The sequence below is a fragment of the Acinetobacter sp. UBA6720 genome (assembly GCF_002454215.1).
Classification (GTDB): Bacteria; Pseudomonadota; Gammaproteobacteria; order Pseudomonadales; family Moraxellaceae; genus Acinetobacter.
On record NZ_DKIK01000074.1, the window covers coordinates 1 to 10,056 of the forward strand.

The following is a 10,056-nucleotide window of genomic DNA, read 5'->3' on the forward strand; positions in this document are numbered from 1 at the left end:
CTAACCTGACGGTTAGGGGTGTTTTTTATGGCAACGAGAAAAAGGAAAGAAGAAGAGATCAGAAACCATATAGTATAAAAATTTATATTCATGCATGATCATGTGATTCCATATCTTTGTCTGCATTCTGCTCAGTCTGAAAGTTTAGAACGGCTTTCTTAATCTACCCGAATCCTGTTTAAGTCAATGATTCCACAACCCGAATGATTGGCTTGTTTTGATGACATAATTGGTAAGCACATAAAGAGGCATAAATACCAGCTAAATAGCCTTCAACACTTCTCGCGTTACTTGTTACCAAATTATATTTCCCTTTGAGCAAACTAAATAACGTTTCTATTTTGTTGCGCTGCTTTAGGTAATATTCATCTTCTTTTGACAATTGAACTGCCTGCATGTTTTTACGATGATATGTAATTAAATCAATATCTTGTTCTTTAAGCCTAGCTTTCAGTTCATGACTAATATAGCCACGATCAGCATAAAGCTTTGCTTTTAATCCTTCTACCAACTGTTTAACCATTTTGATGTCTGCTGTATGTCCATTAGATAAAACTGAGTTCACAATCTCACCTGATTGATTCATCAGTAAATGTAGCTTACAACCAAAGAACCATCCCATTGAGCTTTTACCACGCGTTGCAATTGATGATATGGATTTATGTCGCTGAATACGCTGATTTTTGCAGACTGGCAAAGTAGTTGAATCAATCCATAAATACGAACTTTGATGATCTTTCATCACAGCGAAATGCAAGGCATGTAAAGCGAGTTGATGTGTATTCACTAAATGAATCATGCGCGTCATTTGAATCATGTAACAGGGTAAACTTTTAAATAAATGGCTTTTGTCTTATTTCAACGATGAGAAGAATGCTTTGAAGTTATTAAAATGAGAACATTTATACCAAATCGCAATGAAGATGATTTCTGAAATACTCAGTTGAGCGGTTCGAATTCTTAGACAATGGTTACATTCTTTAAGAAATTTCCAGTAAGTCGCTTCAAATTTTAAGAAGAAATCATCAATTACACAAAATAATTCTGTACTATTGAACATAAGGACTAGAGTTGTGAGTTTGGTGTGGTAACTCAACTGATAGCTCTAGTGCTCTTCTTTTTCAAGCCTATTTCTTATCCATGATTCGGGTTAATCTATATATTACATTTATTAAGCATTTTATCTTTTTTATTGTGGTTTTCATAAAAGAGATAGGTTTGCTTGGAATAATTCTTCTAATAAGTTGATTATGAATTAAGCTAGGTTGTATAAATTATAATCAAGCAAGGTGAATATAATTCATGGTAAAATGATCGGCTTTCATCTTTGATCTCTATTTGAGATCTTTCATCTGCCAGCCGAGAATTGCTAGCCATGTCTACTGCTTATACTATGCAGACCGCGCCTACAGCGTTGTTTGATTACGACAAATATTGGGCGTCATGCTTTGAACCTGCGCCATTTTTGCCGATGTCGCGCGAGGAAATGGATCAACTCGGTTGGGATAGTTGCGACTTTATTTTGGTCTGCGGTGATGCTTATATTGATCATCCATCATTTTGTTCGGGCATTATTGGTCGTACGTTAGAAGCACAAGGTTTCCGTGTCGGCATTATTGCGCAACCAGATTGGACTAATGTTGAAGCTTTTCGTGTTTTAGGTAAACCCAATATTGCTTGGGGGGTGACTGCTGGGAATATGGATTCGATGATCAACCGTTATACGGCTGATCGTAAAATTCGTTCTGATGATGCCTATTCGCCAGATAACTTACCGAATAAACGTCCAGACCGTGCAGCAACCGTGTATTGCCAGCGTGTGCGTGAAGCATTTCCAGATGTGCCTGTATTGCTAGGTGGAATTGAAGCGTCTTTACGTCGTATTGCACATTATGACTATTGGTCAGACAAAGTTCGTCGTTCAGTGTTGATGGACTCAAAAGCCGATCTCTTGATGTATGGTAATGGCGAGCGTTCGATTACTGAGGTGATGCATCGTTTAGCCAAAGGAGAAAAAATTCACGAAATTACCGATGTTCGTGGCACGGCATTTATTGTGAATAAGTTAAACCGCCCATCTAAAGCCAAGTTTGTGGAAATTGCATCAAATGATGTAGATACCGTTGGTCGCGTTGATCCGATTATCAATCCTTATGTGATGACTGAAGATTTAGATGGCTGTGAAATTGAAAAAGATAAGGGTAATTCTTTAACCCAATACCAAAATTTCCAAAAAGAAATTGTGACAAATCAAATTGTTCGTGAAGGGGATCAACTTGATCCTGATACACAAATTGTGCAATTACAGCCGTCTTCAAAGGCAATTAAACATAAATTACCGCCGCGTGAACTGGCTGTGATTCGTTTGCCTGCATTTGAAGCAGTGGCAGATGATCCAGTTTTATATGCACATGCCAACCGTATTTTACATCTTGAAACCAATCCAGGAAATGCACGTGCTTTGGTACAAAAGCATGGTGAGCGTGATGTTTGGTTAAATGCGCCACCGATTCCGCTAACCACGGAAGAAATGGACTATGTGTTTGATTTACCTTATGCACGTCTACCCCATCCTGTGTATGGGGATGCGCGTTTCCCTGCATTTGATATGATTAAGTTCTCTGTGAACATCATGCGTGGCTGTTTCGGGGGGTGTACCTTCTGTTCGATTACAGAACATGAAGGTCGTATCATTCAAAACCGTTCAGAAGAATCAATTTTGCGTGAAGTTGAAAAGATTCGTGATACCGCACCGGGCTTTACCGGCATCATTTCTGACTTAGGTGGGCCTACAGCAAACATGTATCGTTTGCACTGTAAAGACCCTGAGATTGAAAAGAATTGTCGTAAACCATCCTGTGTTTATCCAGGTGTGTGTCAAAACTTACATACCGATCATGCCCCTTTAACGCAGCTATATCGTAAAGCACGCGCCATTAAAGGCATCAAAAAGATTCTGATTGGTTCGGGTCTGCGTTATGACTTGGCGGTGTTAAACCCTGAATATGTCAAAGAGTTGGTACAACATCACGTTGGTGGTTATTTAAAAATTGCCCCGGAACATACCGAAAAAGGTCCATTGTCGAAGATGATGAAACCGGGCATCGGGACCTATGATCGTTTTAAACAAATGTTTGATCGATTCAGTAAGGAAGCGGGTAAAGAGCAGTATCTCATTCCGTACTTTATTGCTGCGCATCCGGGTACGACCGAATATGACATGATGAATTTGGCGATTTGGCTGAAGAAAAATGGTTTCCGTGCCGATCAGGTACAGACTTTCTATCCATCGCCAATGGCAACAGCGACGACCATGTATCACACGGGTAAGAACCCATTAGCTAAAGTGGCGCGGTATACTGAAGATGTGGATATTGTGAAAGGTGAGAAGCGTCGTCGTTTGCACAAAGCATTCTTGCGTTATCATGATCCAAACAACTGGCCTTTGCTGCGTGATGCTTTAAAAGAGATGGGCCGCCAAGACTTGATTGGTAACTCGAAACAGCATTTGATTCCAACCTATCAACCGCAAGGGACAGAGGGGCAGTATCAATCTGCGCGTAAAAAGAACTCAACCGTGGATGGTGATTCGCAAAAACGTAATGGTGAGAATCGTAACCAACAAGCGAAAAATCAATCTCGTCCGTCAAATACCAAGAAGCGTCCTGAGCGTGGTCAGATTTTGACGCAACATACAGGTTTACCACCGCGTGAAACAGGTGATGCCAAGAAGCCATTTGGGCATTCAAAATCAAAACCGAAGTCTAAGTCGCGTGCTTAATCGGAACTGAAACTAAGAAGGGTGCCTTGGCATCCTTTTTTATGCGATATTATTTTTATAAGCAGTTAAAAGACTTCACTCTAGGGATTTTTGTCATTTGTCGGGAAAAATTTGGCATAGACTAAAATAGTATTGCACCCTAAGGATTGAGTCTATTACAGTATGAGCTAGCTAAATAAATGATGTCGTTGTTTGCACAGTTGCAATAAATGTTACATCAAATGACATTGAAAAGATTTGTTTAGTTTTATAACCATTTGGTCAAATTTAGCTGTAATTTTTTATTTCGTGGTTTGGGAAAATGATCAGCACGCTATACTGATCGCATAAAAATCGGTGTGAGACCGGAAATTATAATAAATATGAGAAGGATACGAATATGACAACTTATATAGTAATTGGTAGTGTGATACTACTACTGTCCATGATTTTGGCGAGTAAGGGTTTAATTCCAAAAACAAAACAACAGGATAGTGCATTAAGGCAGCGCGCTATTTTCAATGTAAATGAACAATTAACCTATACACGATTGAAAGAAATTTTACCCCATCATACGATACTTGCACATGTTTCTTATGATGCTTTATTGACAACTAAATTTTCACGTACACGAAGTAAATATCGTAACTTGGTGGCCGATTTTGTGGTGGTAGATGCGATGCAGCAAGTGGTTGCTGTCGTGGCTTTAGATGACCCACTTTCCTTGAAACGCCCACAAAAGTCCCAATTTCAGGATGCGATACTCGATATGGCGGGCTATAAAGTCATCCGTTATGAAGAAGTACCTGAATATCATCAGTTACGTGAAGATTTTTATGGAGATGTCTATCTCCCAACACGTTTAAACAAAGATAAGAAAACCTCAAAAAAGTACGACTATTATAATGATGCACAAACACGAAAATTACGTGTGCTTGGCTAGTTGAGCTTTGAAGTTCATCATAAAAAACATGCGATCCATGTCTTTTATGATGAATAATTTATTTATTCAGGTTTAACCGCAACAACTGTTAACTCGACCAAGACACGTGGATCATAGAGTTTTGCTTCAACACAAGTACGAGGTAATGCATCAATATCGGCAACCCATGCATCCCATACTTCATTAAACGCAGCATAATCTTGTTCAATATCTTTTAAATAAATTGTCACAGATAAAATATGGCTTTTGTCTGTGCCTGCATCGGCAAGAAATTGGTCGATCATGTCGAAAGTCTGTTGAGTTTGTCCTTTAATATCTAAATCAAAGTCAGAAGCTAATTGTCCTGCTAAATGAATGAGGTTTCCAGCAATTGCCACTTCAGAAAAGCGATTTGAGACATGCAAACGTTGAACAGCCATGTGAGAGCCCTGTGCGCGTAGAATTAAAGATCATGATATATACCTCGATAGCCTATCACAAAGTCAAGTGCGGCAGATGATCACTCGCTCGCAATCCCGTTATTTACAGTATTAAGGTTTTTTGGGGTTCTAAAATGACTCATAAGAGAGTGGTACTGACTTTGAGAGTATATGGTTATGATTTGAAGAGTGTGGTGTAAAAATAAGAAGCAGTGCTTAGTCTGAGTTGGAATGCGGGGATGAAAATTAATTATAGATAGTTATTGTTATTTTGATAAGGCTAAAATGCTACACGATGTAAAAGCAGTATGTCGTGATGAGCATCAGAGATGCCCTGTAATCTTTGGATTTGATCGTCACACCAATCACAGGACGTTATGCTAAAAGTAAAGGTGAGTTTTAGCATCTCAGCGCTTACATGGATAAATGTAGCGCGCCATTAGATTACTCTAAAAAAGGATATTGTGAATGCTAAATTGCATTATTTTTGTTCTTTTGGTTAAAAAATAGCTCATTTGGGTATTTCATCTTCCCACAAGGAGAGTTGAGGAAGTACTTCTTTGTGAGAAAGCGCATAAACACCAACACCCACTAATCGAAAGCATTGCTCTGGCCTGATATGCATGTCTTTGAGCAGGCTGTCTAAGATGAGTTGTAGTTCTGCCTGATGTTTAAGAGGTGTTTTAAAGCTTTTGCTATGCTGTAAAGTCTGAAAATTCTTGAGTTTAAGTTTGACGGTGACGCCACGAGCATACAGTTGTTTTTTCTCGAGACTTCGCCAAACTTGTTCAATCAACTGGGGCCAAAATGGCATGCATTGTTCAATGCTTAAGTCATCATCAAAGGTCGTTTCTTTTGAGATTTGCTGACGTTCACGTTCTGCTTGTACAGGACGTTCATCTATCCCTTGCGCATATAAAAACAGTTGTTTGCCGTATTTGCCAAAATGGTGAATGAGTACATTTTCATCTAATTTTTGTAGATCGCCTAAAGTCTCAAGATTTAAGCTTTTTAACTTTTCTTGCATGACTTTACCGACACCAGGGATTTTTTTAAGCGCTAAGTGCTGAATAAACTGCTGAACGTGTGAGGGTTTAATCACACAGATCCCATTGGGTTTATTCCAGTCCGAAGCAACTTTGGCGAGAAATTTATTGGGTGCAACACCCGCAGAGGCGGTCAGTCCTGTGCTTTGAAAAATATCAGCGCGAATGCGCTCAGCCACTTCTGTAGCACTGGCCAGTTGTTGTAAATTTTCAGTGACATCTAAATAGGCTTCATCTAAAGAAAGGGGTTCAATGAGGGTCGTATAACGCTGGAAAATAGTATGAATCTGTTCTGAAACTGCCCGATATTTAGAAAAGTTGGGTTCAATCACGACCACTTGCGGGCAGCGTTTTTTGGCTTGAGTCATCGACATCGCTGAACGGAGACCATATTGACGTGCAGGGTAGGATGCGGCTGCAATAACGGCACGAGGATGGTGCGAAGAAATGACCACAGGCAAGTGCTTTAAATCTGGACGTTCAAGCAACTCTACAGATGCGTAGAAGGCATCCATGTCGATGTGAATGATTTTTCGCATACTCGGTTTTGATGTGGAGGTTCAGCTAAAGTATGGCACTATCTATCTCGATTGCGAAGCCTTTCATCCGCTATGCGCGACATGGTTTGTCTTCATGTTCTTATTTTTTGTTAAAGATGAAGGTGGGTGACTTATTTAATGGGTAAATTTTGTGGCAGTTGATAAAGTCCTTGGCGTTCTAAAAAGTGTATCCACTCTTGTTCTGAACCATGAAATACATTGAGATCAACCAAGGTAGGAACACCTTTAATTTGTCCTTGGCTAGTGTGTTGCCAAAAGGTCCATTTTGGATTGCCCTTGAGTTCAGGTTGACCTTGATATTCACGAATCCAAAGCGGTGTATTCTTAAACTTATCGACTAAAACAATATTATAAAATGCCTTAGAGGTATAAAAGATCGGCTGTAAACCATAGTGTTCGTGCAGTTTATCGTGCATGACCTGAATTTCTTTGAGCAGCTGTTCTTTGGTGTAGGTATTAATACAGTTACTGTCATATTCCAAATCAATCACAGGTGGCAAGCTATCTTTTTTCTTTGGCACGGTTTCAATAAAGTTTTGCGCTTGAATCTGCCCATCACGACATAAACGATAAAAATGATAGGCTCCGACTAAGAAGCCGTGCTCACGTGCTTTAAGCCAGTTGTCCTGAAACTTTCGATCTTTAAAATCGCCACCTTCGGTAGCTTTTAAATAGACGAATTTAAACTCTTTGGGAGAAATGGATTGCCATTGAATATCGCCCTGATGATGAGATACATCAAAGCCGTTTACGGGATACTCTTGAGCAGATGCGACATTGTTCTGCAAGAAAAAATAGGTGATTCCGAGACCGATACAGAGCACTATTACACAGGCGGCTGTGTAATAGACTAATGATGTTTTTCGAGAAGCGGCGGCTTTTTTTCTTGCAGGCATGCTTTTGTAGGTGTTGATTTTTAGCTCATCATCATAGCTTGAATTCACTGAACTGACCATGATGATTATGCTCAGTGAATGACCGTACTTTGTATCTGTTGTTAATCTGCGGTGTCTTTGGGGATGTGCCAGAAAATGGCTGCGGTAATCAGGTTAATACAGCCCAATACAATCAAGGTATTATGGAATGCCATGACGATATGCTCTGTGCCCAAATACGCCGTAAAGACATTGACCAAAGTACCCGCCAAGGCTACACCAATACTCATCGACACCATCATGATCATCGACAAGAAACTGTTACCACTGCTGGCATCTTGTTGTGGCAGATCTTTCAGGGTAAGGGTATTCATAGATACAAATTGCAGTGAGTTCAGCATGCCAAAAACAAAGAAATGCAGCGCGCGCAGCCAGGTTGGGGTATCTGCGGTGTTGAGTGCGAAGCTGGCAATACATGCACCGACCAATAGGGTATTCACTAAAAGGACGTGGCGATAACCAAAGCGTTGTATCAGTTGACGAATGATGGGTTTGGATGCCAATGAACCTAGCACTGTGGGAATCATTAATAGCCCTGTAATTAAGGGTTCAAAGCCAAAGGCCAGTTGTAACATCAAAGGCATGAGAAAGGGCATGGCATTGCCACCGAGGCGAGCAAAGAAATTGCCTAGAATACCCACGGCATAGATGCGGTTACCAAACAGCTTGCTACGAAATAAGGCATTTTGATGCGTATGCGCATGATAGGCATACCAAAGTGCAGTGACCAAACTCAATCCAACTAATCCGATGCTCCACCATAAAGTTAGCTGTGGGCTAGCAAAATTTTCAATGCCTAAAGATAGTCCTGCCATGGTAATGACCAGCAGGATAAAACCCCAGAAGTCAAAACGAGGAACGTTTTGTTCTGTGACATTCGGCATGGCTTTAAAACTAATCAGGACCCCTAACAGCCCCATGGGGAGGTTAATCAGGAAAATCCAATGCCATGTGCTGACTTCGACCAGCCAGCCACCAAGTGTTGGGCCAATGAGTGGGCCAATCAGTCCCGCGAGGCTCATTAAGCTCATTGCGGATAAGAACTGCGTCCGCGGGATGACCTTGAGCATGGCTAAACGGCCAACAGGGAGCAATAATGCACCGCCTACGCCTTGGAGTACGCGATAGAACAATAATTCATTTAAGCTTTCAGAAAAACCACAGCCCAGTGAAGCAAGAGTAAAAATGATAATGGCACTGAAATAGGTATTGCGCACCCCAAAACGGTCTGCAAGCCAACCACTCAAGGGAATACAGGCAGCCACGGCAAGCACATAGGCCACCATCACGCTATGCATTTGGAGCGGGTCCTCATTTAGGCTGATGGCCATAGCAGGTAGAGCGGTATTCACAATGGTGGTATCTAAGCCTTGCATAAAAAAGCCAATCGAAACCAGAAGTACCAAAAGACGGTACTCAGGAGCGAGCGCTTGATGGGTTGGCGTTTGATTCATAGATACAACAAAGTGAAATTTTTAAACAGTTTAGCTCAATTTATATAGAACTGATGTTGTGAAAGTGCATTTATCACCTGCCATCAAATTGACATCTATACGACATTGAACTGCAACGCTTGCGTCATACATTGGTCAAATTTGAACTGATATTTAGATCATGATGAATAAAACATATAGTGCCGTATTTTTAGCTTGGATGGGGCTGGGTTTAGTGGGATGTAATGGCAGTGATGATGAACAAACCATTACATCCCCACCTGTTGTTGAGGAAGTTACGCCGAATAATATTGAACTGGTCAAGCTTGCAAGTTATGCGTCGGGGGTATTTGGGCAGAGTGCAGCGGAGATACCCGCTTATGATGCTGTGAGTCAGCGCCTATTCGTGGTAAATGCTCAAAAAGGCATGGTCGATGTTTTGGATTTCTCCAAACCAGCGCAGCCGACATATATTCAGTCTTTGGATGCCAAAACTTATTTAGCCAATTCCGAAGTGAATAGTGTCGCGGTGCATAATGGTATCGTTGCGCTTGCGGTTCAGGCTGAGGATAAAACCCAAACTGGTATCGTGGCTTTCTTTAAAGCACAAGATTTGTCTTATATTAGCCAAGTCAAGGTCGGTGCTTTACCCGATATGCTAACCTTTACACCTGATGGTCGAAAGGTGTTGGTCGCCAATGAGGCGGAACCGAATGAGGGTTATCAAATTGATCCTGAGGGTTCGGTTAGTATTATTGATGTTTCTGACATTCAAAAACCAACAGCAAACATAGCAGGTTTCCAAGCATGGAATGACCGTAAACAAGAATTATTGGATGCAGGGATTCGTATTTTTGGTCCAGACATCAGCCAATACTCAAATGTCGCGACCGTAGGTATTCAAACCACCTCTGTAGCACAGGATTTGGAGCCTGAGTACATCGCAGTCAGTGCTGATGG

At 41.0% G+C, this 10,056-nt stretch carries 7 protein-coding genes and 1 pseudogene; 3 read left to right on the forward strand and 5 right to left on the reverse strand.

The window, feature by feature from the left end; genetic code table 11:
• Window positions 1–178: 178 nt before the first annotated feature.
• A pseudogene (locus B4F08_RS06445) lies at window positions 179–1,060 on the reverse strand (IS982 family transposase).
• Between the two features lie 315 nt (window positions 1,061–1,375).
• Between B4F08_RS06445 and B4F08_RS06450 the strand changes: the two are divergent.
• Window positions 1,376–3,781: a YgiQ family radical SAM protein gene (locus B4F08_RS06450; RefSeq protein WP_086209806.1), complete on the forward strand. Its 2,406-nt coding sequence runs from the start codon at window positions 1,376–1,378 to the stop codon at window positions 3,779–3,781.
• 379 nt (window positions 3,782–4,160) lie between these two features.
• Window positions 4,161–4,703 (forward strand): DUF2726 domain-containing protein, encoded by a 543-nt coding sequence (locus tag B4F08_RS06455; protein WP_110974831.1) that lies wholly within the window; start codon window positions 4,161–4,163, stop codon window positions 4,701–4,703.
• Between the two features lie 62 nt (window positions 4,704–4,765).
• On the opposite strand, the gene B4F08_RS06460 is transcribed toward B4F08_RS06455, so the two are convergent.
• The 4 genes from B4F08_RS06460 to mdtD form a co-directional block, all read right to left on the reverse strand.
• Entirely contained in the window at window positions 4,766–5,122 is a 357-nt protein-coding gene (locus B4F08_RS06460; protein WP_086209804.1) for a RidA family protein, read from the reverse strand.
• A 511-nt stretch (window positions 5,123–5,633) separates the two neighbouring features.
• Window positions 5,634–6,707: a DNA polymerase IV gene (dinB, locus tag B4F08_RS06465; protein WP_119064832.1), complete on the reverse strand. Its 1,074-nt coding sequence runs from the start codon at window positions 6,705–6,707 to the stop codon at window positions 5,634–5,636.
• A 131-nt stretch (window positions 6,708–6,838) separates the two neighbouring features.
• Window positions 6,839–7,684: a GH25 family lysozyme gene (locus tag B4F08_RS06470; protein ID WP_414632459.1), complete on the reverse strand. Its 846-nt coding sequence runs from the start codon at window positions 7,682–7,684 to the stop codon at window positions 6,839–6,841.
• Between the two features lie 41 nt (window positions 7,685–7,725).
• Complete coding sequence (gene mdtD / locus B4F08_RS06475) at window positions 7,726–9,117, reverse strand: multidrug transporter subunit MdtD (RefSeq protein ID WP_291373862.1); 1,392 nt, start codon at window positions 9,115–9,117, stop codon at window positions 7,726–7,728.
• 160 nt (window positions 9,118–9,277) lie between these two features.
• On the opposite strand from mdtD, the gene B4F08_RS06480 reads away from it, so the two are divergent.
• Window positions 9,278–10,056: choice-of-anchor I domain-containing protein (locus B4F08_RS06480; RefSeq protein ID WP_414632460.1), on the forward strand; the 779-nt coding region annotated here is incomplete at its 3' end.

Excerpts from the sequence above, each read along its gene's own strand:
- B4F08_RS06450 (WP_086209806.1), top strand. The coding sequence starts at position 1,376 with ATGTCTACTGCTTATACTATGCAGACCGCGCCTACAGCGTTGTTTGAT.
- B4F08_RS06455 (WP_110974831.1), top strand. The coding sequence starts at position 4,161 with ATGACAACTTATATAGTAATTGGTAGTGTGATACTACTACTGTCCATG.
- B4F08_RS06460 (WP_086209804.1), bottom strand. The coding sequence starts at position 5,122 with ATGGCTGTTCAACGTTTGCATGTCTCAAATCGCTTTTCTGAAGTGGCA.
- dinB (WP_119064832.1), bottom strand. The coding sequence starts at position 6,707 with ATGCGAAAAATCATTCACATCGACATGGATGCCTTCTACGCATCTGTA.
- B4F08_RS06470 (WP_414632459.1), bottom strand. The coding sequence starts at position 7,684 with ATGGTCAGTTCAGTGAATTCAAGCTATGATGATGAGCTAAAAATCAAC.
- mdtD (WP_291373862.1), bottom strand. The coding sequence starts at position 9,117 with ATGAATCAAACGCCAACCCATCAAGCGCTCGCTCCTGAGTACCGTCTT.